Consider the following 22,491-nt stretch of genomic DNA (forward strand, 5'->3'; position numbering starts at 1 on the left):
ACGTGTGGCAGGTGCTACCTTCACTCCCGTCAAAGCCTTGCAGCGCCTGACCTCTGTCAGACAATTAGGGCAATTTGTCGCGCATTTGACGAAATTGACTCCCAGGTTGAATCGACCAACGGCCTCGGAATAGACAAAAAAGCTGTTATAAAGTTGCGCGCTTACCTACATAGAGCCTTGCCTAATGCGTCCATTTTTCAAGACATGGCTAACCATTTGCCTATTAATGCCACTGGCCGCCCACGCCACCAATCGTGAGCAACGTCTTCCGAACGTTAATGGTTACACCCCCAAATCCCATGTTTCTGCTGTCACCAGCAAAAACAAACAAGCGGTAAAAGGCCCGACTCACCTGAGCAAGGCCAACAGTGCGCTGGTGCCGCCGATGGCGACCAAGCAAAGCAGCAACGTCCTGAGCCGTGCAGTCAACGTGCTGGGCACGCCGTACCGCTGGGGCGGCAGCAGCCCAAGCAAGGGTTTCGATTGCAGCGGGCTGGTGAAGTACGCCTTCAATGACGCGACCTTCGACCTGCCGCGCACCTCGAATGCCATGGCCAGCGGCCACGGGCAAAAAGTCGAGCGCAAGGACCTGAAGCCGGGCGACCTGATCTTCTTCAACATCAAGAGCCGTAAGGTCAATCACGTTGCCATCTACCTGGGCAACGACCGCTTCATCCATGCACCGCGTCGTGGCAAAGCCGTCAGCATTGATACGCTCAAGAAACCGTACTGGGAAAGCCACTACGTGGTTGCCAAACGGGTTCTGCCTAAAGAGCCAAACCAGATGCGGGTTGTTCAGCGCTGATTTGAAAGCTCCCACCTTCTGAGGGCGGGCACTTGTGGCGAGGGAGCTTGCTCCCGTTCGAGTGCGCAGCGCTCGCAGTTTTTTGGGGCCGCTTCGCAGCCCAGCGGGAGCAAGCTCCCTCGCCACAGGTTCGCATTCCAACCTCAGAAATTATCCGGCGTGCGCGCCTTCTCCCGCGCATGCTCGCGACTGATCAAACCCTTGGTCACAAGGTCCTTCAAACACATATCCAGTGTCTGCATCCCCAGCGATCCTCCGGTCTGAATCGACGAGTACATCTGCGCCACTTTGTCTTCGCGGATCAGGTTACGGATTGCCGAGGTTCCCAACATGATCTCGTGGGCCGCCACCCGGCCGCCGCCAATTTTCTTGATCAGGGCCTGGGAAATCACCGCCTGCAACGACTCCGACAGCATGGAACGGACCATCGACTTTTCTTCACCCGGAAACACATCCACCACCCGGTCGATGGTTTTCGCCGCCGACGTGGTGTGCAGGGTGCCAAACACCAGGTGCCCGGTCTCGGCTGCGGTCAGCGCGAGGCGGATGGTTTCCAGGTCGCGCATCTCCCCCACCAGAATCACGTCCGGGTCCTCACGCAGCGCAGAACGCAGCGCCGTGGAAAAACTGCGAGTGTCGCGGTGGACCTCGCGCTGGTTGATCAGGCATTTGCGCGGTTCGTGAAGGAACTCGATGGGGTCTTCGATGGTGAGAATGTGGTGATGTCGATGGTTGTTCAGGTAATCGATCATCGCCGCCAGGGTTGTCGACTTGCCGGAACCGGTCGGGCCGGTGACCAGCACCAGGCCACGGGGCGACTCGGTAATACGGCGAAACACATCGCCCATGCCCAGGTCATCCATGCTCAGGACCTTCGAAGGAATGGTCCGGAACGCCGCGCCAGGGCCACGATTCTGGTTGAAGGCGTTCACTCGAAAACGCCCCACACCCGGCACTTCAAAGGAGAAGTCGAGTTCCAGGGACTGCTCGAACTCTACCCGCTGCTTGTCGTTCATGATGGCGTAGATCAAGTCATGCACCTGCTTGCCGTCCAGCGCCGGCAGGTTGATCCGCCGCACATCGCCGTCAACGCGGATCATCGGTGGCAACCCGGCCGACAGGTGCAAGTCCGACGCCCCTTGTTTGGCGCTGAACGCCAGCAGTTCAGTGATATCCATAGCGCTCCCCAATTCCAGTAGAATGCCGCGAACCTCAGACTGCCGGCGGCCAGAATCCCGGCCTGAAAAGTCGCCGAGCGATGATCAGGCAAGGCAAAAGTTGGCGAAGACGCGCAGTTGACGTTAGTCAATGAGCATTCTGAGTCGACTTTTAACGCAGCATGATCGAGCGTAGGCACTTTTTAAGGCGGGATTGAATGTCCACGATAGCAGACAACATAGCTCTGGTTAGCGCACGCATCCGCGCTGCGGAACAAGCCGCGCACCGCGAATCAGACAGCGTCCGGCTGCTGGCCGTGAGCAAGACCAAACCCGCCGCAGCCGTCCGCGAAGCCTTCGCCGCCGGCCTCCGCGACTTTGGCGAGAATTACCTGCAAGAGGCCCTGGGCAAACAGCTCGAATTGGCCGACCTGCCCTTGAGTTGGCACTTCATCGGCCCCATTCAATCGAACAAGACGCGCGCTATCGCCGAGAACTTCGCTTGGGTGCACTCCGTGGATCGCTTGAAAATCGCACAACGCCTGTCCGAACAACGCCCGGCGGACCTGCCGCCACTGAACATCTGCATCCAGGTCAATGTCAGCGGCGAAGCGAGCAAATCCGGGTGTACGCCGGCAGACCTGCCGGCCCTGGCCAACGCCATCAGTGCATTGCCGCGCTTGAAACTGCGCGGGTTGATGGCCATTCCCGAGCCAACGGAAGATCGCGCCGCTCAGGATGCAGCCTTTGGCGCGGTGCAGGCACTGCAAGCCAGCCTGAACCTGCCGCTCGACACACTTTCCATGGGCATGAGCCATGACCTTGAGTCGGCCATCGCCATGGGCGCCACCTGGGTGCGCATCGGCACGGCCCTGTTTGGCACCCGCGCCCTTGGTCATCAATAGCCGGCCAGCCTTGAACAATGGCTCACACCCCTCTCTATAAGGACCTGTCATGAGCAAGACTCGTATTGCCTTTATCGGTGCCGGCAACATGGCCGCCAGCCTGATCGGCGGCCTGCGCGCCAAAGGTCTGGACGCCGCGCAGATCCGCGCCAGCGATCCGGGCGCTGAAACCCGCGCACGGGTGAACGCCGAACACGGCATCGACGTGTTCGCCGACAACGCCGAAGCCATTCAGGGTGCCGACGTAGTGGTTCTGGCGGTCAAGCCCCAGGCGATGAAAGCCGTGTGTGAAGCCCTTCGCCCAAGCCTTGCGCCCCATCAACTGGTGGTGTCGATTGCGGCCGGGATCACCTGCGCCAGCCTGAACAACTGGCTCGGCGAGCAACCTGTCGTGCGCTGCATGCCCAACACCCCGGCCTTGCTGCGCCAAGGCGTGAGCGGCTTGTTCGCCACCGCACTGGTCACCGCCGAGCAACGCCAGCAAGCGCAAGAACTGCTGTCGGCCGTCGGCATTGCCCTGTGGCTGAACGAAGAACAACAACTGGACGCGGTCACTGCCGTGTCTGGCAGCGGTCCGGCGTATTTCTTCCTGTTGATCGAAGCCATGACGGCGGCGGGCGAAAAACTCGGCCTGCCGCGAGACATCGCCGCCCAACTGACCCTGCAAACCGCGCTGGGCGCTGCCCACATGGCGGTCGCCAGCGATGTCGACGCCGCGGAGCTGCGCCGTCGCGTGACCTCGCCAGCAGGCACCACGGAAGCGGCGATCAAATCATTCCAGACTGGGGGTTTCGAAGCCCTGGTCGAAAAAGCATTGGGTGCCGCGGCACACCGCTCGGCCGAAATGGCCGAACAACTGGGTCAATAAGGAGCCATTCATGATTGGATTGAACACTGCAGCGGTGTACGTGCTGCAAACCCTCGGCAGCCTGTACCTGCTGATCGTGCTGCTGCGTTTCGTACTGCAACTGGTACGCGCCAACTTCTACAACCCGCTCTGCCAGTTCGCCGTGCGCGCCACTCAACCGCTGCTCAAGCCACTGCGCCGGGTCATTCCGAGCATGTTCGGGCTGGACATGTCTTCGCTGATGCTGGCGATCCTTGTGCAACTGGCACTGATGGCCCTGACCCTGCTGCTGACTTACGGCACCACCGGCAACCCGCTGCAACTGCTGGTCTGGTCGCTCATCGGCGTGACCGCGTTGTTCCTGAAGATCTTCTTCTTCGCCCTGATCATCAGCGTGATCCTCTCGTGGGTCGCACCGGGCAGCCATAACCCCGGCGCCGAGCTGGTGAACCAGATCTGCGAGCCGGCCCTGGCGCCGTTCCGCAAACTCCTGCCAAGCATGGGCGGCCTGGATATCTCGCCGATCCTGGCGTTCATGGTGCTCAAGCTGCTGGATATGCTGGTGATCAACAACCTCGCCGCCATGAGCATGATGCCGGAAATCCTGCGCCTGCTGATCTGACCCCGGCCTTTGTGAATGAGCTATTACCGCTGGGACGGCGAGGACCTGATCCTCGAATGTCATCTGCAACCGGCGGCCCGCAGCGATGATTTCTGCGGGCTGCACGGTGACCGCCTGAAAATCCGCCTCACCGCCCCACCGGTCGAAGGCAAGGCCAACGCCTACCTGATGGCGTTTCTGGCCAAGGCGTTTGGCGTGTCCAAAAGCCAGGTGAGCCTGATCAGCGGCGAGCTGAACCGGCAGAAGCGGGTGCGGATTTGTTCGCCGAAGAAGTTGCCGGAGTTGCCCGAGTTAGTGCGACAGCCTGGCTGACCACGCCATCGTTCTTCGCGAGCAAGCCCGCTCCCACACGGGAATACATTCCAATGTGGGAGCGGGCTTGCTCGCGAATGCCGCACCTCGGTCCAACTGAATGAAATGAGCCCGGCCATTGCTTGCCGCTAACCACAGCGGTCTTTAGACTTACGCCTCATTTCAACGAGAGCAGGGTCGATGCCAACTGCCTTTCCCGCCGATTCTGTTGGTCTGGTGACGCCCCAAGTGGCGCACTTCAGCGAACCCCTGGCTTTGGCCTGCGGCCGTTCCTTGCCTGCCTACGACCTGATCTATGAAACCTACGGCACGCTGAACGCCACGGCGAGCAACGCCGTGCTGATCTGCCACGCCTTGTCCGGTCATCACCACGCCGCCGGTTACCACAGCGTCGAAGACCGCAAACCCGGTTGGTGGGACAGTTGCATCGGCCCCGGCAAACCCATCGACACCCGCAGGTTCTTTGTGGTCAGCCTGAACAACCTCGGCGGCTGCAACGGTTCTACCGGCCCGAGCAGCATCAACCCGGACACCGGCAAGCCGTTCGGCGCCGACTTCCCGGTGCTGACCGTGGAAGACTGGGTCCACAGCCAGGCGCGCCTGGCGGACCACATCGGCATCAGCCAATGGGCCGCCGTCATCGGTGGCAGCCTGGGCGGCATGCAGGCGATGCAATGGAGCATCAGCTACCCCGAGCGTATCCGTCACTGCGTGGCCATCGCCTCGGCGCCCAAGTTGTCGGCGCAGAACATCGCTTTCAACGAAGTGGCCCGCCAGGCGATCCTCACCGACCCGGAGTTCCATGGCGGCTCGTTCCAGGAACAAGGCGTGATCCCCAAGCGCGGGCTGATGCTGGCGCGCATGGTCGGGCACATCACCTACCTGTCGGACGACTCCATGGGCGAGAAATTCGGCCGTGGCCTCAAGAGCGAAAAGCTCAACTACGACTTCCACAGCGTCGAGTTCCAGGTGGAAAGCTACCTGCGTTATCAAGGTGAGGAATTCTCGGGGCGCTTCGACGCCAACACCTACCTGCTGATGACCAAAGCGCTGGATTACTTCGATCCGGCAGCGAACTTCGACGATAACCTGGCGAAAACCTTCGCCGGCAGCCAGGCCAAGTTCTGCGTGATGTCCTTTACCACCGACTGGCGCTTCTCCCCAGCCCGTTCGCGGGAATTGGTAGACGCACTGATGGCGGCCCGCAAGGACGTTTGCTACCTGGAGATCGACGCTCCGCAAGGCCACGACGCCTTCCTGATTCCGATCCCGCGCTACCTGCAAGCGTTCAGCAATTACATGAACCGAATTACGCTGTGAGAAAGCCATGAGAGCTGATCTGGAAATCATCCAGGAATGGATCCCCGCCGGTAGCCGTGTGCTCGACCTCGGTTGCGGTGATGGCGAGCTGCTGACCTGGCTGCGCGACAACAAGCAAGTCACCGGCTATGGCCTGGAAAACGACGCCGACAACATCGCCGAATGCGTGGCCAAAGGCATCAACGTCATCGAACAGGACCTGGACAAGGGCCTGGGCAACTTCGCCAGCAACAGTTTCGACATCGTGGTCATGACCCAGGCCCTGCAAGCCGTGCATTACCCGGACAAGCTCCTCGACGAGATGCTGCGGGTCGGTCGCCAGTGCATCATCACCTTCCCCAATTTCGGCCACTGGCGCTGCCGCTGGTACCTGGCCAGCAAGGGCCGGATGCCGGTGTCGGAGTTTCTGCCGTACACCTGGTACAACACGCCGAACATCCACTTCTGCACTTTCGAAGACTTTGAGGCGCTGTGCCGCGAACGTGAAGCCAAGGTCATCGATCGGCTTGCCGTCGATCAACAACACCGACACGGGTGGGCCAGTAAGCTATGGCCTAATCTGTTAGGTGAGATTGGCATTTACCGCGTGAGCAGCCCCGGCCTTGCGGACCATAAGGTCGCGGTGTAACCCACACTATTTCAAGGAGAACGATCATGGGTCGTCTAGCCCTGCTTCTGTTAACCGCCTGCCTGAGCGTCAGCGCCATGGCGGCTGAAGCCATCAAGAGCGATCGCCAGGAAACCTTTGGCGATGTGACGGTGCACTACAACACCTTCAACTCGACGTTCATTCAACCGGACATCGCCAAAGCCGCCGAATTGATCCGCAGCAAGAACCAGGGCGTGATCAACGTCTCAGTGATCAAGGCCGGCCAACCGATGGTTGCCAGCGTCACCGGCACCGTGAAAGACCTGACCAGCAAAAGCGTGACGCTGAACTTCAAACAGGTCACCGAACAAGGCGCGATCTACTACCTGGCGCAATACCCGGTCGACCAGCAGGAAACCCGCACCTTCGAGATCAAGGTGCAGACTGGTGACAAAATCAACACCATCAACTTCAACCAAGAGCTGTTCCCCGGCGAATGATCAACTTCACGCAACTCGTATTGGCCAGCCATAACGCCGGCAAACTCAAAGAACTCCAGGCCATGCTCGGCGAATCGGTGCACCTGCGCTCGATTGGCGAGTTCAGCAGCGTAGAGCCGGAAGAAACCGGCCTGTCGTTCGTCGAAAACGCCATCCTCAAGGCCCGCAACGCCTCGCGCATTTCCGGCTTGCCGGCGCTGGCCGACGATTCGGGGCTGGCCGTGGACTTCCTCGGCGGTGCGCCGGGCATCTACTCGGCACGTTATGCCGACGGCCAGGGCGATGCGGCGAACAACGCCAAACTGCTGGACGCCTTGAAAGACGTGCCGCAAGCCGAACGCGGCGCGCAGTTCGTCTGCGTGCTGGCGCTGGTGCGTCACGCTGATGATCCGCTACCCATTCTGTGTGAAGGCCTGTGGCACGGGCGCATCCTGACCCAGGCCAGCGGTGCACACGGCTTTGGCTACGATCCACTGTTCTGGGTGCCGGAGCGCGACTGCTCCAGCGCCGAACTGACCCCGGCCGAGAAGAACCAGCTCAGCCACCGCGCCCGTGCAATGGATTTGCTGCGCCAGCGTCTGGGCCTGAAATGACCCATGATCCTTCCGCGCTGCCGCTGATTATCGGCGGCGCGCAAACGCCTCGGGCGGCCTTGCCGGTCTTGCCGCCGCTGGCGCTGTACATCCACATCCCGTGGTGCGTACGCAAATGTCCGTATTGCGATTTCAACTCCCACACCGCAAGCGTAGTGCTGCCGGAAGAAGAATACGTCGACGCGTTGCTGGCCGACCTTGATCAGGACCTGCACGCGGTGTACGGCCGCGAGCTGAGCTCTATCTTCTTCGGTGGCGGCACGCCGAGCCTGTTCAGCGCCCAGGCGCTGGGCCGTTTGCTTAAAGGCGTGGAGCAACGCATCCCGTTTGCCCGCGACATCGAAATCACCCTGGAAGCCAACCCGGGAACCTTCGAGCAGGAAAAATTCGTCGCTTATCGCGCCCTGGGTATCAATCGCCTGTCGATCGGCATCCAGAGCTTCCAGCAAGAGAAGCTCAAGGCCCTGGGCCGGATTCATAACGGCGACGAAGCGATTCGCGCCGCCGGCATGGCCCGTCAGGCCGGGTTCGACAACTTCAACCTGGACCTGATGCACGGTTTGCCCGATCAGTCCCTGGACGATGCCCTCGCCGACCTGCGCCAGGCCATCGCCCTGAAGCCGACCCACCTGTCCTGGTATCAGCTGACGCTGGAGCCGAACACGGTGTTCTGGAATCAGCCGCCGACCCTGCCCGAGGACGACACCCTGTGGGACATTCAGGAGGCCGGGCAAGCGCTGCTGGCCGAACACGGTTACGCCCAGTATGAAGTCTCGGCGTATGCCCAGCCCGGTCGTGCGGCGCGACACAACCTCAACTACTGGAGCTTTGGCGACTTCATCGGTATCGGCGCGGGCGCCCACGGCAAGCTCAGCCACCCGGACGGGCGCATTGTGCGCACCTGGAAGACTCGCCTGCCCAAGGACTACCTCAACCCGGCCAAGAGCTTTCAGGCAGGCTCGAAAGCCCTGACCAACGATGAGCTGCCGTTCGAGTTCCTGATGAACGCCCTGCGCCTGACCGAAGGCGTCGAGGCACGCTTGTATCCGGAGCGCACCGGGCTGACCCTGGAAAGCCTTGCCGAAGGCCGTCGCGAGGCCGAACAAAGTGGCCTGTTGCAGGTCGAACCGTCACGTCTGGCGGCGACGATGCGCGGACAGCTGTTTCTCAATGACTTGCTACAGAATTTTCTGACATAAGGAAATCGAATGGATCTGGTACTCGACCTGCTCGCCACCGTGTCCCGCTGGAGCCGCAGCAACCTGTCGGAGATCGCGCTGGCATTGGTGGGGTGTTTGCTGGTGCTCTTTGGCGCGGACTTCAAAGGCTGGGTCGAGCAACGCCTGGGCAACATTGCCGGCGCGTTGCGCGTCCCGTTGATGGCCCTGCTGTGTGTAATCGGCAGCGGCGCCGCCCTGATCTACGCCACGCCATGGATCATCAAGGGCCTGAGCCAGTTCAACAACTACAGCCTGGCGCCGGTGCTGTTGGTGGTGCTGGTATTGATTGGCGTGGTCGCCGACCGCCGCTGAGCTACAACCGAAAACAACTGTGGGAGCGAGCCTGCTCGCGAAAGCGGCCTGACAGTCAACTGAGATGTTGAATGTTATGGCCTCATCGCGAGCAAGCTCGCTCCCACAGTTTGTATTGCGTTAAGGCTTAGGACTGCTTTTCGAGCTTCAAACCCCATACGCCATGCCCGCAACATTCGTCGCGGTTTTTTGCCTGGAAACAAGGAAGATCATGAGTAAAAAGCTGCTAGACGACACCAGCAAATTTCTCAGTTATGTGTTGCGTCACGAACCGCAGGCCATTGGACTGGAACTGGATACTGACGGATGGGCGGATATCGACGCGCTGATAAGCGGCGCAACACGCGACGGTAGAACCCTGGATCGGGAATTGATCCAGCACGTCGTCGACAGCAGCGACAAGAAACGCTTTTCGATCTCCGAAGACGCCCAACGCATTCGGGCCGTACAGGGCCATTCGACAAAGACCGTAGATCTGCAATTCGAAGAGAAGCGCCCACCCGCGACGCTCTACCACGGCACCGCCACGCGGTTCATGGCGTCGATCAATGAGAAAGGTTTGATCCCGGGCTCACGGCATCATGTGCACCTGTCACAGGAAGTCGAAACCGCCAGCGCCGTGGGCCAGCGCTATGGGACGGTGGTCATTTTGCAGGTCGCTGCATTGCAGATGCTGGAGCAAGGCTTCAAGTTCTATCAGGCCGAGAATGGCGTGTGGCTGACAGAACAGGTGCCGGTGAAATTTATCAGCCCCTTGTAGGAAGCAAGGCACTTGAAGAATAGCGGCACAAAACAACTGTGGGAGCGAGCTTGCTCGCGAAGGCGGCGTATCAGGCAACATTAACGTCGACTGACACTCCCTCTTCGCGAGCAAGCTCGCTCCCACAGTTTTTATAGCGTTATGGCTTAGGACTGCTTTTCGAACTTCAGATCCCACACGCCATGCCCAAGACGTTCGCCGCGGCGTTCGAACTTGGTGATCGGACGTTCGGTCGGGCGTGGTACGCACTTGCCGTCTTCGGCGAGGTTGCGGTAGCCCGGCGCGACGTTCATCACTTCCAGCATGTACTCGGCATACGGTTCCCAGTCGGTGGCCATGTGCAGCACACCGCCGACCTTCAACTTGCTGCGCACCAGTTCAGCGAACGACGCCTGAACGATACGACGCTTGTGGTGGCGACTCTTGTGCCACGGGTCCGGGAAAAACAGCATCAGGCGATCGAGGCTGTTGTCGGCCACGCAACGGTTGAGCACTTCGATCGCGTCGCAATCGTAGACCCGCAGGTTGGTCAGGCCTTGCGTCAGCACGCCGTTGAGCAGCGCGCCGACACCTGGACGGTGCACTTCAACGCCGATGAAGTCCTGATCCGGCGAAGCGGCGGCCATTTCCAGCAGCGAATGGCCCATGCCGAAACCGATTTCCAGCGAGCGCGGTGCCGAGCGGCCGAACACCTGGTCGAAGTCCACCGGCGCGTCGGCCAATGGCAGCACGAACAGCGGCGTGCCCTGCTCCAGGCCCTTTTGCTGACCTTCCGTCATGCGTCCGGCGCGCATCACGAAACTCTTGATGCGGCGGTGTTGGCGCTCTTCGCCTTCTTCAGGCGCGATTGGCGTGTCGTTCGATTCAGTCATCAATGGCTCTTACTTGATCAGACCATCCAGCGGCGAGGACGCGCTGGCATAGAGTTTTTTCGGCATGCGCCCGGCGAGGTACGCCAGACGACCTGCCACAATGGCGTGCTTCATGGCTTCAGCCATCATGATCGGCTGCTGCGCATTGGCGATGGCCGAGTTCATCAGCACCGCTTCGCAGCCCAGTTCCATGGCGATAGTGGCATCGGAGGCAGTCCCGACACCGGCATCCACCAGCACGGGGATCTTGGCTTCTTCGAGGATGATCTGCAGGTTGTACGGGTTGCAGATCCCCAGGCCCGTGCCGATCAGACCGGCCAGCGGCATGACCGCGATGCAGCCGATTTCCGCCAGTTGACGGGCAATGATCGGGTCGTCGCTGGTGTACACCATCACGTCGAAACCTTCCTTGACCAGCGTTTCAGCGGCCTTGAGGGTTTCGATCACGTTGGGAAACAGGGTTTTCTGGTCGGCCAGCACTTCCAGCTTCACCAGGTTGTGACCATCGAGCAGCTCACGGGCCAGGCGGCAGGTGCGCACGGCTTCGATGGCGTCATAGCAACCGGCGGTGTTCGGCAGGATCGTGTAGCGATCCGGCGGCAGAATATCGAGCAGGTTCGGCTCACCCGGGTTCTGGCCGATGTTGGTCCGGCGCACGGCGACGGTCACGATTTCGGCGCCCGAGGCTTCGATGGCCAGGCGGGTTTCTTCCATGTCGCGGTACTTGCCGGTACCTACCAGCAAACGCGACTGGTAAGTACGACCGGCCAGGACGAAAGGCTTGTCGCTACGAACGATGCTCATGGGAAATCCTCTGTTGGGGTGAGGTTCTTGCAGAATACGTGTGGGGCGCGGGAATCGCCTGAGCGCTATTAACTAGCCGCCGCCGATGGCGTGCACCACTTCAACCGAATCGCCGTCGTTCAGCGTGGTGTCAGCGTGCTGGCTGCGCGGGACGATATCCAGATTGAGTTCGACCGCCACCCGGCGTCCGGTCAGTTCCAGGCGGGTCAGCAGGGCCGCAACGGTTTCACCGTCGGGCAGTTCAAGGGATTCGCCGTTCAACTGAATGCGCATGCCGGATGCCGCCATCATTTTTAGGGGCCAGCATTCTAGCCCGATCAGTCAGGCCGACCCAAGCCATTCGTCTTGAAATGGACCTGTCGGTCAGATCAATTCGCCGACTGCAACCGCCACGCCGCCAGCCCCAGGCAGAACCAGCCCGCCAGGAAGGCCAAACCGCCGAGCGGCGTGACGATGCCCAGCCTGCTGACACCCGTGAGGGTCAGCAGGTACAAGCTGCCAGAGAACAGCACAATACCGATGGCAAACGAGGCGCCAGCCCAGGTAATCAAACGCCCCGGAACCTGCGCGGCCAACAGCGCCACGCCCAGCAGCGCCAGGGTGTGCACCAGTTGATAGGTGACGCCGGTATGAAAAATCGCCAGGTAATCGGCGCTCAGGCGGTTTTTCAGGCCGTGGGCGGCAAATGCCCCCAGGGCGACGCCGGTAAAACCGAAGAAGGCGGCCAGCATCAGGAAGCCACGCAGCATGGAGAACTCCAGTCAGAATCATTGAGCAGGGTCTGTATAATGGCCCGCTCGACGGGTTCGGCCAAGCCATCTCTATGCTGCGTTTATTTTTCCGCCGTTTCACAAAAGCCCTGCTCTGGTTCGCGGGCGGCAGCGTGCTGCTGGTGTTGGTGTTTCGCTTTGTCCCGCCACCGGGAACCACGCTGATGGTCGAGCGCAAGATCGAATCCTGGTTCGATGGCGAACCTATCGACCTGCAACGTAGCTGGCAGCCGTGGGAAAACATCTCCGACGACCTGAAAGTCGCTGTCATGGCCGGCGAAGACCAGAAATTCCCTGAGCACTGGGGGTTTGATTTCGACGCGATTCAGGCTGCCCTGGCCCACAACGGGCGTGGCGGCTCGATTCGCGGCGCCAGCACCCTGAGCCAGCAAGTGTCCAAGAACCTGTTCCTGTGGTCCGGCCGCAGTTGGCTGCGCAAGGGGCTGGAAGCCTGGTTTACCGGGCTGATCGAAGTCTTCTGGCCCAAGCAACGGATTCTTGAGGTGTACCTCAACAGCGTGGAGTGGGATGAAGGCGTGTTCGGCGCCGAAGCGGCTGCCCGGCATCACTTCGGCATCGGCGCCCGCTCGCTGAGCCGCCAGCAAGCCAGCCTGCTGGCCGCGGTGCTGCCCAACCCTCGCGTCTGGAGCGCCAGCCATCCAAGCCCGTATGTGTTGCGGCGGGCAGGCTGGATCCGGCAGCAGATGAGTCAGTTGGGGGGCAGCAGTTACCTGCTCGGGCTGGATGATTCGCGCCGCTCGCCCTGGGCTCAATAGTCGATCACAATTTTCTGAACACTGAAGATCCCTTGTGGGAGCGAGCTTGCTCGCGAAAGCGTCGGGTCAGTCGATACCAATGTTGAATGATCAACCGTCATCGCGAGCAAGCCCGCTCCCACAGGAGGACGGTGTGAGGCCGGATTATCGGGCACACACAAAAACGCCCCGATCCATGATCGGGGCGTTTTTGTTTGCCTTGCGCGGCGGTTAAGCGGCGATCGACAGTTTGAGCTTGTTCATCGCGCTCTTCTCAAGCTGACGAATCCGCTCGGCCGACACGTTGTACTTCTGCGCCAGGTCGTGCAGCGTGGCTTTTTCTTCTGCCAGCCAGCGCTGGTAGAGGATGTCACGGCTGCGGTCGTCCAGCACTTCCAGCGCTTCGTGCAGGTTGTGGTTCGAGTTGTCGCTCCAGTCGGCATCTTCCAGTTGACGGGCCGGGTCGTACCGGTGGTCTTCCAGATAGTTGGCGGGCGACTGGAAAGCACTGTCGTCGTCCGCTTCGGCGGCCGGGTCGAAGGCCATGTCATGGCCCGTCAGGCGACTTTCCATCTCGCGCACTTCCCGCGGCTCTACACCGAGGCTTTCAGCCACGCGATGGACTTCTTCGTTGTTCAGCCACGCCAGGCGTTTTTTCTGGCTGCGCAGGTTGAAGAACAGCTTGCGCTGGGCCTTGGTGGTCGCGACTTTCACGATGCGCCAGTTGCGCAGGATGAATTCGTGGATTTCAGCCTTGATCCAGTGCACCGCAAAGGACACCAGACGCACGCCCATTTCCGGGTTGAAACGCTTGACCGCCTTCATCAGGCCGACGTTGCCTTCCTGGATCAGGTCAGCCTGGGCCAGGCCGTAGCCGGAATAGCTGCGGGCAATATGTACAACAAAACGCAGGTGGGCGAGCACCATCTGCCGAGCCGCCCCCAAATCCTGCTCATAGTAGAGACTCTCGGCCAGTTCACGCTCCTGCTCCGGTGTCAGCAAAGGAATGCTGTTCACCGTGTGCACATAAGCCTCCAGGTTCGCGCCTGGGACCAGAGCATAAGCAGGTTGCAAAGAAGTGGTCATACGAAAAAACCTCCGACTCACATAACTCGTGCAGTTCAGCACTGCGAAAATTGACCGGGAACCGAAAAACAAGTTCCCCTACACGCTGAAAGGTCATACAAGCAAAAAGACACTACTTCGGCGCAAGCTCTCTCAAGTGGCGTGCTACCGCAATCCAAGCACCGATATACCCTAACAGCACCGCGCCTAGCAAGAGTGACAGACCATCGGCAACCGGTACGCCCGCCAAGGCAAAATCACTGCCATACAAACCGGCCAGCCCGACCACCGCGTCGTTCAGCCAGTTCAGCCCGAACGCCAATACACCCCACGAAAGAATCCCTGCACCGAAGCCATAAAGCGCGCCCATGTACAGAAAAGGCCTACGCACATAGCTGTCCGTGCCGCCGACGAGTTTAATCACTTCTATCTCGGTGCGGCGGTTTTCAATATGAAGACGAATGGTATTGCCTATCACCAAAAGTAATGCAGAAACCAGAAGCACGGTCAGACCGAAGACAAACCGCTCGCCCAGCTTGAGGATCGCCGCCAAACGCTCGACCCAGACTAGATCAAGTTGAGCCTGCTGTACCTTCGGCAACTCGGAAAGTCTTTGTCTTAATGCTTCCAGAGTCGCTTTGTCGACTTCGTTCGGGGTCACCAACACCACGCCCGGCAGCGGATTGTGCGGCAACTCCTTGAGCGCCTCGCCCAGGCCAGACTGTTGCTGGAACTCTTCCAGCGCCTGTTCGCGACTGATGTACTCGGCATCGCTCACACCCGGCAACGCCTTGATCTGATCGCGCAATTGCTCGCCGTCATTGCCGCTGGCGTCAATTTGCAGGTACAGCGAAATCTGCGCCGCGCGCTGCCAGGAACCGCCCAGGCGTTCGACGTTGTTGAGCAGCAGCGACAACCCCATCGGCAGGCTCAGGGCAACCGCCATCACCAGGCAGGTAAAGAAGCTGCCGATGGGCTGCTTGCCCAGGCGTCGCAGGCTGTCGACCAGGCTGGCGCGGTGGCTTTCAATCCACGCCCGCAGCAAAGTGCCGAAGTCAGGACCGTCGTCTTCGTCGCGTTTTTTCTTCGGCGGCTGCGGATCGGAGGCCTTGGGGGCCACGCGTTCGGCCACTTTCGGGCTGCGTGTTGCGCTCATACCCCAGCCTCCCCGTCGCCGATCAATCGGCCACGCTGCAAGGTCAGCATGCGGTGGCGCATGCGCGCGATCAACGCCAGGTCGTGACTGGCGATCAATACGCTGGTACCCAGACGGTTGATGTCTTCAAACACGCCCATGATTTCCGCCGCCAGGCGCGGGTCGAGGTTACCGGTCGGTTCATCCGCCAGCAGCAAGGCCGGGCGGTGAACGATGGCACGAGCGATACCGACACGTTGTTGCTGACCAGTGGACAGGTCACCCGGATACAGGTCGGTCTTGTCCGAGAGCGCAACACGCTCCAGCGCCGAATCCACGCGCTTGGCGATTTCAGCCTTGGACAGGCCAAGGATCTGCAACGGCAAGGCGACGTTGTTGAACACCGTGCGGTCGAACAGCAACTGATGGTTTTGAAACACCACGCCAATCTGCCGACGCAAGAACGGAATCTGCGCGTTGCTGATGGTGCCCAGGTCCTGTCCGGCCAGCAGCAGCTTGCCGGTGGTCGGGCGTTCCATGGCCAGCAGCAGGCGCAGCAAGGTACTTTTACCGGCACCGGAATGGCCGGTGACAAACAAGAACTCGCCCCGACGGACTCGAAAGCTCAGCTCATGCAAGCCGACGTGACCGTTCGGATAGCGTTTACCGACCTGTTCGAAACGAATCATGAACGCTCCCGCTCGGCAAACAATGCCTGGACAAAGGGTTCTGCTTCAAAGGTACGCAAGTCATCGATGCCTTCACCGACCCCGATGTAGCGGATCGGCAGGCCAAACTGCTTGGCCAGGGCGAAGATAACCCCGCCTTTGGCCGTACCGTCGAGCTTGGTCAGGGCCAGGCCGGTCAGTTCGACCGTCTGGTTGAATTGCTTGGCCTGGTTGATGGCGTTCTGGCCAGTACCGGCATCGAGCACCAGCAACACTTCGTGAGGTGCGTCAGCGTCAAGCTTGCCGATCACCCGGCGAACCTTTTTCAGTTCTTCCATCAGGTTGTCTTTGGTGTGCAGGCGCCCTGCGGTGTCGGCGATCAGCACGTCGATATTGCGCGCCTTGGCGGCCTGCACGGCGTCGAAAATCACCGAGGCCGAGTCGGCCCCGGTGTGCTGGGCGATCACGGCAATATTGTTGCGCTCGCCCCAGACCTGCAATTGCTCGACTGCCGCTGCACGGAAGGTGTCACCCGCCGCGAGCATGACTTTCTTGCCTTCGAGTTGCAGCTTCTTGGCCAGTTTGCCAATGGTGGTGGTTTTGCCAGCGCCGTTGACGCCCACCACCAGAATCACGAACGGCTTGTTCTGCGAGGTGATTTTCAGCGGCTGCTCGACGGGTTTGAGCATGCCTGCCAACTCGGCCTGCAAGGATTTGTACAACGCATCGGCGTCGGCCAATTGCTTGCGCGCAACCTTCTGGGTCAGGTTCTGGATGATCACCGAAGTGGCTTCAACGCCCACGTCGGCGGTCAGCAAACGGGTTTCAATGTCTTCGAGCAGTTCGTCATCGATCAGCTTTTTGCCCAGGAACAGGCTGGCCATGCCTTCGCCAATGCTGGCGCTGGTCTTGGACAGGCCTTGTTTGAGGCGGGCGAAGAAACCGACTTTATTGTCTTCGGTTTGAGCCGGCTCAGCGACGACCGCAGCCTCGGCAACCGGAGCAACCGGAGCAACCGGAGCAACCGGAGCAACCGGAACGATTGGCGCAACGGGGGCTGCGACCGCAACCGGTGCGGCTTCAGGCACACGAACCGGTTCGGGTGCCACGAATGCCGCAATCACCTGCTCTGGCACATCGGGTTCGGCCACAACCGGCTCAACCACTGGATGCGTCTCGACCACCAGCAGCTCCACGGCTTGCTGCGTATCGGTCGGCGCCGGGATCGGCGGGACAATATGCGGGGTCAACTCGTCTGCAACCAGCGCCACCGGTTCTTCCGCCACGGGCAATGTCAGCCACAGCTTGTGCTCGGCGTGCGGCGCCACTGGCACAACTTCTGGCTCTGGCTCTGGTTCAACAACGGGTTGCACTACCGGCTCGGCAATCGGCAGCACAATCGGTGTCGGTACTGGGGCTGCGGGCGCAGCGTCGATGGCCGCCGCTTCGACGATCGGCTCCGGAGCTGGCTCGGGCATCGGCTGTGGCTGTTCAACGACGGGTTCCTGCGGTTTTTTGCGCAGCCATCCGAACAGGCTTTTTTTCTCGCCAGCCGCAGCTGGGGTCTTCTTGTCGTCGTTGGAACCAAACATGGAGGACGGCTATCTCACGGTAGCGACGCGCCAATCCGGCGCCTCGGCAGATAAGTATTCGATGCAGAACAGACTGCGATTAACCCAGCTTGTTCACGCGCAATATTTTGTCGAAGCGCTCAGCGGCACCTCAAAGATCGATTTCACGAAGGACTGGACTGGCAAAATCGGCGAAAAAGCGGAGTTTAGCTGATAAACCGAGGCTTTCCGCCGGGAACCCATACAACCTGATCAGGCATAAAAGCCGGATAGGCGTGGCCGCCAGTAAAACGGATCGTTATCCTAGCACCTCCTCACCCGTACAGGCTAAGACCAAGCGGGTAGCCCAACAGGTTAAAACACGAATGAATGCTCTAGCCCGCCGCGCCGCAGGCCTGCTGCTCAGCACAGTTTGTCTGCCCCTTTCAGCTTTGGCTGCCGACCCACAACCGACCCACGAATTCACCCTCGACAACGGCCTCAAAGTCGTCGTGCGCGAAGACCATCGCGCGCCGGTGGTGGTTTCCCAGGTCTGGTACAAAGTGGGTTCGAGCTACGAAACACCGGGCCAGACCGGTTTGTCCCACGCCCTGGAACACATGATGTTCAAGGGCAGCGAGAAGGTTGGCCCCGGTGAAGCGTCGCTGATCCTGCGCGACCTGGGCGCCGAAGAAAACGCCTTCACCAGCGACGACTTCACCGCGTACTACCAGGTGCTGGCCCGCGACCGCCTGGGCGTGGCCTTTGAGCTGGAAGCCGACCGCATGGCCAGCCTGCGCCTGCCGGCCGACGAGTTCAGCCGCGAGATCGAAGTGATCAAGGAAGAACGCCGCCTGCGCACCGACGACAAACCCATGTCCAAGGCCTACGAGCGCTTCAAGGCCATGGCCTACCCGGCCAGCGGTTACCACACGCCGACCATCGGCTGGATGGCGGACCTGGACCGCATGAAAGTTGAAGAGCTGCGCCACTGGTATCAGTCCTGGTATGTGCCGAACAACGCCACGCTCGTGGTGGTCGGCGACGTGACCCCGGATGAAGTCAAAGCCCTGGCCCAACGCTACTTCGGGCCGATCCCGAAACGCGACGTGCCACCGGCCAAGATCCCGCTGGAACTGGCCGAACCCGGCGAACGGCAGATCACCCTGCACGTGAAAACCCAACTGCCAAGCCTGATGCTGGCCTTCAACGTGCCGAGCATCGCGACCGCCACCGACAAACGCTCGGTCAACGCTTTGCGCCTGATCGCGGCACTGCTCGACGGCGGTTACAGCGCACGCATCCCGACCCAACTGGAGCGAGGTCAGGAACTGGTGTCCGGCGGTTCGTCGAACTACGACGCCTACACCCGTGGCGACAGCCTGTTCACCCTGTCGGCAACGCCAAACACCCAGAAACACAAAACCATCGCCCAGGCCGAAGCCGGCTTGTGGAAATTGCTCGAACAACTGAAAACCACCGCGCCGTCGGCCGAAGAGCTGGAGCGCGTGCGTGCCCAAGTGATCGCCGGCCTGGTGTACGAGCGTGACTCGATTACCAGCCAGGCCACCTCCATCGCTCAGTTGGAAACCGTCGGGCTGTCCTGGAAGCTGATGGACACCGAACTTGCCGAGCTGCAAAGCGTGACCCCGGAAGATATCCAGAAGGCCGCCACCCTCTATTTCACTCGCGAACGTCTCAGCGTTGCGCATGTACTGCCCGAGGAGACAGCTCATGAGTGAGCGCAAACAATCACGCCTGGCCCTGATCGGGCTGGTGGTCGTCTCGCTGCTCGGCTCGGCGGGTTTCTACCTCAGCCGTTCGGACACCTCCAACGCCAGCGAAGCCCTCGACAAGGCCAAGGCCAGCAAACAGCTGCAATCGCTGGCCGAACTTGACGGCAAGGCGCCAAGCCACCGCGCGCTGGACGTGCAGACCTGGACCACGACCGAAGGCGCCAAAGTGCTGTTCGTCGCCGCCCCCGAGCTACCGATGTTCGACCTGCGCCTGATCTTCGCCGCGGGCAGCAGCCAGGACGGCGCATCGCCAGGCCTGGCCGTGCTGACCAACGCCATGCTCAACGAAGGCGTGGCGGGCAAGGATGTCAGCGCCATCGCTCAAGGCTTCGAAGGCCTGGGCGCGGATTTTGGCAACGGCGCCTACAAAGACATGGCCGTCGCGTCGCTGCGCAGCCTGAGTGCTGTGGATAAACGCGAACCGGCGCTCAAGCTGTTCGCCGAAGTCGTCGGCAAGCCGACCTTGCCTGCCGATTCGCTGGCGCGGATCAAAAACCAGATACTGGCCGGCCTCGAGTACCAGAAGCAGAACCCCGGCAAACTGGCGAGCATCGAACTGATGAAACGCCTGTATGGCGATCACCCGTACGCGAACGCCAGCGATGGCACCGCCAAAAGCATCCCGTCGATCACCCAGGCGCAAGTGCGGGCGTTCCATGAGAAAGCCTACGCCGCCGGCAACGTCGTGATCGCGCTGGTCGGCGACTTGTCGCGCAGCGAAGCCGAAGCGATTGCCGCACAGGTTTCCAGCACCCTGCCCCACGGCCCGGCGCTGGCGAAAATCCCGGCAGCCGTTGAACCCAAGGCTGGTATTACGCATATCGAGTTCCCGTCCAAGCAGACCAACCTGATGCTCGCGCAACTGGGTATTGATCGCGATGATCCGGACTACGCCGCCGTTTCGCTGGGCAACCAGATCCTCGGTGGCGGTGGCTTCGGCACCCGACTGATGAGCGAAGTGCGTGAGAAGCGCGGCCTGACCTACGGCGTGTACTCCGGCTTCTCGCCGATGCAGGCCCGTGGTCCGTTCATGATCAACCTGCAAACCCGCGCCGAGATGAGCGAAGGCACCCTCAAACTGGTGCAGGATGTACTCGCTGACTACCTTGAAAAAGGCCCGACCCAAAAAGAACTCGACGATGCCAAGCGTGAACTGGCCGGCAGCTTCCCGCTGTCCACCGCCAGCAACGCCGATATCGTCGGCCAATTGGGCGCCATGGGTTTCTACAACTTGCCGCTGAGCTACCTCGAAGACTTCATGCGTCAGTCCCAGAGCCTGACCGTCGAGCAGGTCAAGGCGGCCATGAACAAACACCTGAGCACGGACAAAATGGTCATCGTCACCGCTGGCCCGACCGTGCCACAACAGCCGTTACCGGCCCCTACTGACAAACCTTCCGAGCAGCCGCTCGGGGTTCCGGAGCATTAATGGCCCATCCTAAAAAACCTGTTCACAACGTGCATAACGGCGTGAACCAATTGCGCATCATCGGCGGCGAATGGCGCAGCCGAAAGCTGAGCTTCCCCGACGCCCCGGGCCTGCGCCCGACGCCGGACCGGGTGCGCGAAACCCTGTTCAACTGGCTGGCGCCTTATGTCGCCGGGGCCAAAGTGCTCGACCCGTTTACCGGCAGCGGCGCGCTGTTCCTCGAAGCCCTGTCCCGTGGCGCCGCCATGGGCCAGGCGCTCGACGCCAGCAGCCTGGCGGTTTCGAGCCTGAAAGAACATTTGGGAACGCTGCGCTGCACCGTTGGCCAGGTCCAGACCGCCGACGCCTTGCGTTATCTGGAAACCCAGACCGCCACGCCGTACGACCTGGTGTTCCTCGACCCGCCGTTCAACCAGAACCTGCTGCCCACGGTCTGTGCGCTGCTTGAAGAACGCCAATGGCTGGCCGATGACGCCTGGGTGTACACCGAAAGCGAAAACGCCCCGTCGACCCTCGGCCTGCCGGGCAGCTGGCGCCTGCACCGCGAACAAAAATCCGGGCGCGTCTATTACGCGTTGTGGCACCGTGTGGCAGAGATCGCCGGTTAACCGACCGGCCTGAACAAGGTGCGTACCGGGGGTCTACAGTCCAAGGTACGTACCGCTGCATTGAGAACAACCGTGCCCACACCGCCTGACCGCTTCATCCCCGCCCTTGGCCTGGGCAATCCGCACCTGCAAACCTTGTGGGGCCCGCTGTGGCGCAAAACCACTCACCTTGAACGCCCGCGCGAACGCCTGTGGCTGGCGGACGGTGATTTTCTCGATCTCGACTGGCACGGCCCGCACAGCGCCGAAGCCCCGCTGGTGCTGGTGCTTCACGGGTTGACCGGTTCCTCCAATTCACCCTACGTCGCCGGCCTGCAAAAAGCCCTGGCCGACCACGGCTGGGCGAGCGTCGCACTGAACTGGCGCGGCTGTTCCGGCGAGCCGAATCTGTTGCCACGCAGCTACCACTCCGGCGCCAGCGAAGACCTTGCCGAAGCCATCAGGCACCTTCGTGCCTCGCGGCCATTGGCGCCGTTGTATGCCGTCGGCTACTCGCTGGGCGGCAATGTGCTGCTCAAGCACCTGGGCGAAACCGGCAGCAGCAGCGGCTTGCAGGGCGCCGTGGCGGTGTCGGTGCCGTTTCGCCTCGACCAGTGCGCCGACCGTATCGACCAGGGGTTTTCCAAGGTGTATCAGGCGCATTTCATGCGTGAGATGCTCGCCTACATCAAAACCAAACAACGCCAGTTTCAACATGACGGCCGCCACGATGGCCTGGCGACACTCGCCGGGCTGGGCTCGCTGGAGAACATGCGCACGTTCTGGGATTTCGATGGCCGGGTGACCGCGCCACTGAACGGTTTCCAGGACGCCGAGGACTACTACCGACGCGCATCCAGTCGCTACTTCCTGGGAGAAATCCGCACCCAAACCCTGATTATCCAGGCCTCGGACGACCCGTTCGTCTTCCCCCACAGCCTGCCCGAGCCTGGCGAGTTGTCAGCCAGCACCCGATTCGAGTTGCAGCCCAAGGGCGGGCACGTCGGCTTCGTCGACGGTTCCGTGAACAATCCGGGGTATTACCTGGAACGGCGAATCCCGCAATGGTTGACTGATCTGGAGCGTGGTTGAGCGATATCGGGCGAGTCGGCAGAACC

The 22,491-nt window shown here is 61.0% G+C and carries 27 protein-coding genes and 1 pseudogene; 19 read left to right on the top strand and 9 right to left on the bottom strand.

The genetic code is table 11. From position 1 onward, the window contains the following. Positions 1–184 precede the first annotated feature (184 nt). The gene (locus AABM54_RS24660; RefSeq protein WP_347902512.1) at positions 185–805 is read left to right on the top strand and encodes a C40 family peptidase; all 621 of its coding nucleotides are present in this window, start codon (positions 185–187) and stop codon (positions 803–805) included. A gap of 143 nt (positions 806–948) precedes the next feature. Here AABM54_RS24660 and AABM54_RS24665 read toward each other — a convergent pair whose 3' ends face one another. Beyond that, a complete protein-coding gene (locus tag AABM54_RS24665) occupies positions 949–1,983 on the bottom strand; it encodes a type IV pilus twitching motility protein PilT (protein ID WP_347902513.1) in 1,035 nt (344 codons plus the stop codon). Between the two features lie 197 nt (positions 1,984–2,180). Here AABM54_RS24665 and AABM54_RS24670 point away from each other — a divergent pair, with 197 nt between their 5' ends. The 11 genes from AABM54_RS24670 (at position 2,181) to AABM54_RS24720 (ending at position 9,942) form a co-directional block, all read left to right on the top strand. Further along, the gene (locus tag AABM54_RS24670; RefSeq protein ID WP_347902514.1) at positions 2,181–2,867 is read left to right on the top strand and encodes a YggS family pyridoxal phosphate-dependent enzyme; all 687 of its coding nucleotides are present in this window, start codon (positions 2,181–2,183) and stop codon (positions 2,865–2,867) included. A 49-nt stretch (positions 2,868–2,916) separates the two neighbouring features. Continuing rightward, entirely contained in the window at positions 2,917–3,735 is an 819-nt protein-coding gene (gene proC, locus AABM54_RS24675) for a pyrroline-5-carboxylate reductase (protein WP_347902515.1), read from the top strand. 10 nt (positions 3,736–3,745) lie between these two features. Then, the gene (locus AABM54_RS24680; RefSeq protein WP_347902516.1) at positions 3,746–4,336 is read left to right on the top strand and encodes a YggT family protein; all 591 of its coding nucleotides are present in this window, start codon (positions 3,746–3,748) and stop codon (positions 4,334–4,336) included. A gap of 15 nt (positions 4,337–4,351) precedes the next feature. Then, complete coding sequence (locus AABM54_RS24685; RefSeq protein ID WP_347902517.1) at positions 4,352–4,648, top strand: DUF167 domain-containing protein; 297 nt, start codon at positions 4,352–4,354, stop codon at positions 4,646–4,648. Positions 4,649–4,828: 180 nt separating this feature from the next. Then, complete coding sequence (locus AABM54_RS24690; RefSeq protein ID WP_347902518.1) at positions 4,829–5,968, top strand: homoserine O-acetyltransferase; 1,140 nt, start codon at positions 4,829–4,831, stop codon at positions 5,966–5,968. Positions 5,969–5,975: 7 nt separating this feature from the next. Next, positions 5,976–6,596 carry a methionine biosynthesis protein MetW gene (metW, locus tag AABM54_RS24695; protein WP_347902519.1) on the top strand — a complete coding sequence of 207 codons (621 nt, stop codon included), beginning with the start codon at positions 5,976–5,978 and terminating at the stop codon, positions 6,594–6,596. 26 nt (positions 6,597–6,622) lie between these two features. After that, entirely contained in the window at positions 6,623–7,057 is a 435-nt protein-coding gene (locus tag AABM54_RS24700; protein WP_347902520.1) for a DUF4426 domain-containing protein, read from the top strand. Continuing rightward, on the top strand, positions 7,054–7,650 hold the full coding sequence (gene rdgB / locus AABM54_RS24705; protein WP_347902521.1) for an RdgB/HAM1 family non-canonical purine NTP pyrophosphatase: 597 nt from the start codon (positions 7,054–7,056) through the stop codon (positions 7,648–7,650). Before AABM54_RS24700 ends, rdgB begins: the two co-directional genes overlap by 4 nt. Continuing rightward, on the top strand, positions 7,647–8,849 hold the full coding sequence (gene hemW / locus AABM54_RS24710; RefSeq protein WP_347902522.1) for a radical SAM family heme chaperone HemW: 1,203 nt from the start codon (positions 7,647–7,649) through the stop codon (positions 8,847–8,849). The genes rdgB and hemW overlap by 4 nt, the downstream gene beginning before the upstream one ends. A 9-nt stretch (positions 8,850–8,858) precedes the next feature. Continuing rightward, positions 8,859–9,182 (top strand): DUF3392 domain-containing protein, encoded by a 324-nt coding sequence (locus AABM54_RS24715; protein WP_347902523.1) that lies wholly within the window; start codon positions 8,859–8,861, stop codon positions 9,180–9,182. A gap of 211 nt (positions 9,183–9,393) precedes the next feature. Continuing rightward, positions 9,394–9,942: an RNA 2'-phosphotransferase gene (locus tag AABM54_RS24720; RefSeq protein WP_347902524.1), complete on the top strand. Its 549-nt coding sequence runs from the start codon at positions 9,394–9,396 to the stop codon at positions 9,940–9,942. A gap of 146 nt (positions 9,943–10,088) precedes the next feature. Here AABM54_RS24720 and trmB read toward each other — a convergent pair whose 3' ends face one another. From trmB to AABM54_RS24740, 4 genes are all read right to left on the bottom strand, one after another. After that, the gene (gene trmB / locus AABM54_RS24725) at positions 10,089–10,814 is read right to left on the bottom strand and encodes a tRNA (guanosine(46)-N7)-methyltransferase TrmB (protein WP_347902525.1); all 726 of its coding nucleotides are present in this window, start codon (positions 10,812–10,814) and stop codon (positions 10,089–10,091) included. Between the two features lie 9 nt (positions 10,815–10,823). After that, positions 10,824–11,618: a thiazole synthase gene (locus AABM54_RS24730; RefSeq protein ID WP_017845016.1), complete on the bottom strand. Its 795-nt coding sequence runs from the start codon at positions 11,616–11,618 to the stop codon at positions 10,824–10,826. A 72-nt stretch (positions 11,619–11,690) separates the two neighbouring features. After that, positions 11,691–11,891 (bottom strand): sulfur carrier protein ThiS, encoded by a 201-nt coding sequence (gene thiS, locus AABM54_RS24735; RefSeq protein ID WP_008026157.1) that lies wholly within the window; start codon positions 11,889–11,891, stop codon positions 11,691–11,693. A gap of 95 nt (positions 11,892–11,986) precedes the next feature. Beyond that, entirely contained in the window at positions 11,987–12,367 is a 381-nt protein-coding gene (locus tag AABM54_RS24740; RefSeq protein WP_347902526.1) for a DUF423 domain-containing protein, read from the bottom strand. 74 nt (positions 12,368–12,441) lie between these two features. Between AABM54_RS24740 and mtgA the strand changes: the two genes are divergently transcribed. After that, the gene (mtgA, locus tag AABM54_RS24745; RefSeq protein ID WP_347902527.1) at positions 12,442–13,164 is read left to right on the top strand and encodes a monofunctional biosynthetic peptidoglycan transglycosylase; all 723 of its coding nucleotides are present in this window, start codon (positions 12,442–12,444) and stop codon (positions 13,162–13,164) included. Positions 13,165–13,198: 34 nt separating this feature from the next. Continuing rightward, positions 13,199–13,288, top strand: a pseudogene (locus AABM54_RS24750) (metal ABC transporter ATP-binding protein); the annotation flags it as partial. A gap of 86 nt (positions 13,289–13,374) precedes the next feature. Here AABM54_RS24750 and rpoH read toward each other — a convergent pair. The 4 genes from rpoH to ftsY form a co-directional block, all read right to left on the bottom strand. Next, complete coding sequence (rpoH, locus tag AABM54_RS24755; RefSeq protein ID WP_003176698.1) at positions 13,375–14,229, bottom strand: RNA polymerase sigma factor RpoH; 855 nt, start codon at positions 14,227–14,229, stop codon at positions 13,375–13,377. 112 nt (positions 14,230–14,341) lie between these two features. Continuing rightward, positions 14,342–15,364, bottom strand: a complete 1,023-nt coding sequence (ftsX, locus tag AABM54_RS24760; RefSeq protein ID WP_347902528.1) for a permease-like cell division protein FtsX — start codon at positions 15,362–15,364, stop codon at positions 14,342–14,344. Further along, positions 15,361–16,032 carry a cell division ATP-binding protein FtsE gene (gene ftsE, locus AABM54_RS24765; protein ID WP_017341290.1) on the bottom strand — a complete coding sequence of 224 codons (672 nt, stop codon included), beginning with the start codon at positions 16,030–16,032 and terminating at the stop codon, positions 15,361–15,363. The genes ftsX and ftsE overlap by 4 nt, the downstream gene beginning before the upstream one ends. Beyond that, positions 16,029–17,603 (bottom strand): signal recognition particle-docking protein FtsY, encoded by a 1,575-nt coding sequence (gene ftsY, locus AABM54_RS24770; RefSeq protein ID WP_347902529.1) that lies wholly within the window; start codon positions 17,601–17,603, stop codon positions 16,029–16,031. The genes ftsE and ftsY overlap by 4 nt, the downstream gene beginning before the upstream one ends. Between ftsY and AABM54_RS24775 the strand changes: the two genes are divergently transcribed. The 5 genes from AABM54_RS24775 to AABM54_RS24795 all read left to right on the top strand — a co-directional run bounded on the left by AABM54_RS24775 (position 17,602) and on the right by AABM54_RS24795 (position 22,465). Beyond that, complete coding sequence (locus AABM54_RS24775; protein WP_347902530.1) at positions 17,602–17,796, top strand: hypothetical protein; 195 nt, start codon at positions 17,602–17,604, stop codon at positions 17,794–17,796. The genes ftsY and AABM54_RS24775 overlap by 2 nt on opposite strands. Positions 17,797–17,947: 151 nt before the next feature. Continuing rightward, on the top strand, positions 17,948–19,303 hold the full coding sequence (locus tag AABM54_RS24780; RefSeq protein WP_347902531.1) for a pitrilysin family protein: 1,356 nt from the start codon (positions 17,948–17,950) through the stop codon (positions 19,301–19,303). Continuing rightward, complete coding sequence (locus tag AABM54_RS24785) at positions 19,296–20,786, top strand: pitrilysin family protein (protein WP_347902532.1); 1,491 nt, start codon at positions 19,296–19,298, stop codon at positions 20,784–20,786. Before AABM54_RS24780 ends, AABM54_RS24785 begins: the two co-directional genes overlap by 8 nt. Then, a complete protein-coding gene (rsmD, locus tag AABM54_RS24790; RefSeq protein ID WP_347902533.1) occupies positions 20,786–21,394 on the top strand; it encodes a 16S rRNA (guanine(966)-N(2))-methyltransferase RsmD in 609 nt (202 codons plus the stop codon). The genes AABM54_RS24785 and rsmD overlap by 1 nt, the downstream gene beginning before the upstream one ends. A 72-nt stretch (positions 21,395–21,466) precedes the next feature. Next, positions 21,467–22,465, top strand: coding sequence for a hydrolase (locus tag AABM54_RS24795; RefSeq protein ID WP_347902534.1), 999 nt, complete (start codon positions 21,467–21,469; stop codon positions 22,463–22,465). Positions 22,466–22,491: the final 26 nt, after the last annotated feature.

The organism is Pseudomonas purpurea, from assembly GCF_039908635.1.
GTDB classification, from domain to species: domain Bacteria; phylum Pseudomonadota; class Gammaproteobacteria; order Pseudomonadales; family Pseudomonadaceae; genus Aquipseudomonas; species Aquipseudomonas purpurea.

What these genes read in the sequence shown, in the direction of transcription:
- metW (WP_347902519.1), top strand. Translation starts at nt 5,976, where the DNA reads ATGAGAGCTGATCTGGAAATCATCCAGGAATGGATCCCCGCCGGTAGC.
- hemW (WP_347902522.1), top strand. Translation starts at nt 7,647, where the DNA reads ATGACCCATGATCCTTCCGCGCTGCCGCTGATTATCGGCGGCGCGCAA.
- AABM54_RS24665 (WP_347902513.1), bottom strand. Translation starts at nt 1,983, where the DNA reads ATGGATATCACTGAACTGCTGGCGTTCAGCGCCAAACAAGGGGCGTCG.
- AABM54_RS24690 (WP_347902518.1), top strand. Translation starts at nt 4,829, where the DNA reads ATGCCAACTGCCTTTCCCGCCGATTCTGTTGGTCTGGTGACGCCCCAA.
- trmB (WP_347902525.1), bottom strand. Translation starts at nt 10,814, where the DNA reads ATGACTGAATCGAACGACACGCCAATCGCGCCTGAAGAAGGCGAAGAG.
- AABM54_RS24720 (WP_347902524.1), top strand. Translation starts at nt 9,394, where the DNA reads ATGAGTAAAAAGCTGCTAGACGACACCAGCAAATTTCTCAGTTATGTG.
- AABM54_RS24660 (WP_347902512.1), top strand. Translation starts at nt 185, where the DNA reads ATGCGTCCATTTTTCAAGACATGGCTAACCATTTGCCTATTAATGCCA.
- AABM54_RS24670 (WP_347902514.1), top strand. Translation starts at nt 2,181, where the DNA reads ATGTCCACGATAGCAGACAACATAGCTCTGGTTAGCGCACGCATCCGC.
- proC (WP_347902515.1), top strand. Translation starts at nt 2,917, where the DNA reads ATGAGCAAGACTCGTATTGCCTTTATCGGTGCCGGCAACATGGCCGCC.
- AABM54_RS24780 (WP_347902531.1), top strand. Translation starts at nt 17,948, where the DNA reads ATGAATGCTCTAGCCCGCCGCGCCGCAGGCCTGCTGCTCAGCACAGTT.
- rsmD (WP_347902533.1), top strand. Translation starts at nt 20,786, where the DNA reads ATGGCCCATCCTAAAAAACCTGTTCACAACGTGCATAACGGCGTGAAC.
- mtgA (WP_347902527.1), top strand. Translation starts at nt 12,442, where the DNA reads ATGCTGCGTTTATTTTTCCGCCGTTTCACAAAAGCCCTGCTCTGGTTC.
- AABM54_RS24775 (WP_347902530.1), top strand. Translation starts at nt 17,602, where the DNA reads ATGGAGGACGGCTATCTCACGGTAGCGACGCGCCAATCCGGCGCCTCG.
- ftsY (WP_347902529.1), bottom strand. Translation starts at nt 17,603, where the DNA reads ATGTTTGGTTCCAACGACGACAAGAAGACCCCAGCTGCGGCTGGCGAG.
- thiS (WP_008026157.1), bottom strand. Translation starts at nt 11,891, where the DNA reads ATGCGCATTCAGTTGAACGGCGAATCCCTTGAACTGCCCGACGGTGAA.
- AABM54_RS24740 (WP_347902526.1), bottom strand. Translation starts at nt 12,367, where the DNA reads ATGCTGCGTGGCTTCCTGATGCTGGCCGCCTTCTTCGGTTTTACCGGC.
- ftsX (WP_347902528.1), bottom strand. Translation starts at nt 15,364, where the DNA reads ATGAGCGCAACACGCAGCCCGAAAGTGGCCGAACGCGTGGCCCCCAAG.
- rdgB (WP_347902521.1), top strand. Translation starts at nt 7,054, where the DNA reads ATGATCAACTTCACGCAACTCGTATTGGCCAGCCATAACGCCGGCAAA.
- AABM54_RS24715 (WP_347902523.1), top strand. Translation starts at nt 8,859, where the DNA reads ATGGATCTGGTACTCGACCTGCTCGCCACCGTGTCCCGCTGGAGCCGC.
- AABM54_RS24700 (WP_347902520.1), top strand. Translation starts at nt 6,623, where the DNA reads ATGGGTCGTCTAGCCCTGCTTCTGTTAACCGCCTGCCTGAGCGTCAGC.
- AABM54_RS24680 (WP_347902516.1), top strand. Translation starts at nt 3,746, where the DNA reads ATGATTGGATTGAACACTGCAGCGGTGTACGTGCTGCAAACCCTCGGC.
- ftsE (WP_017341290.1), bottom strand. Translation starts at nt 16,032, where the DNA reads ATGATTCGTTTCGAACAGGTCGGTAAACGCTATCCGAACGGTCACGTC.
- AABM54_RS24685 (WP_347902517.1), top strand. Translation starts at nt 4,352, where the DNA reads ATGAGCTATTACCGCTGGGACGGCGAGGACCTGATCCTCGAATGTCAT.
- AABM54_RS24730 (WP_017845016.1), bottom strand. Translation starts at nt 11,618, where the DNA reads ATGAGCATCGTTCGTAGCGACAAGCCTTTCGTCCTGGCCGGTCGTACT.
- AABM54_RS24785 (WP_347902532.1), top strand. Translation starts at nt 19,296, where the DNA reads ATGAGTGAGCGCAAACAATCACGCCTGGCCCTGATCGGGCTGGTGGTC.
- rpoH (WP_003176698.1), bottom strand. Translation starts at nt 14,229, where the DNA reads ATGACCACTTCTTTGCAACCTGCTTATGCTCTGGTCCCAGGCGCGAAC.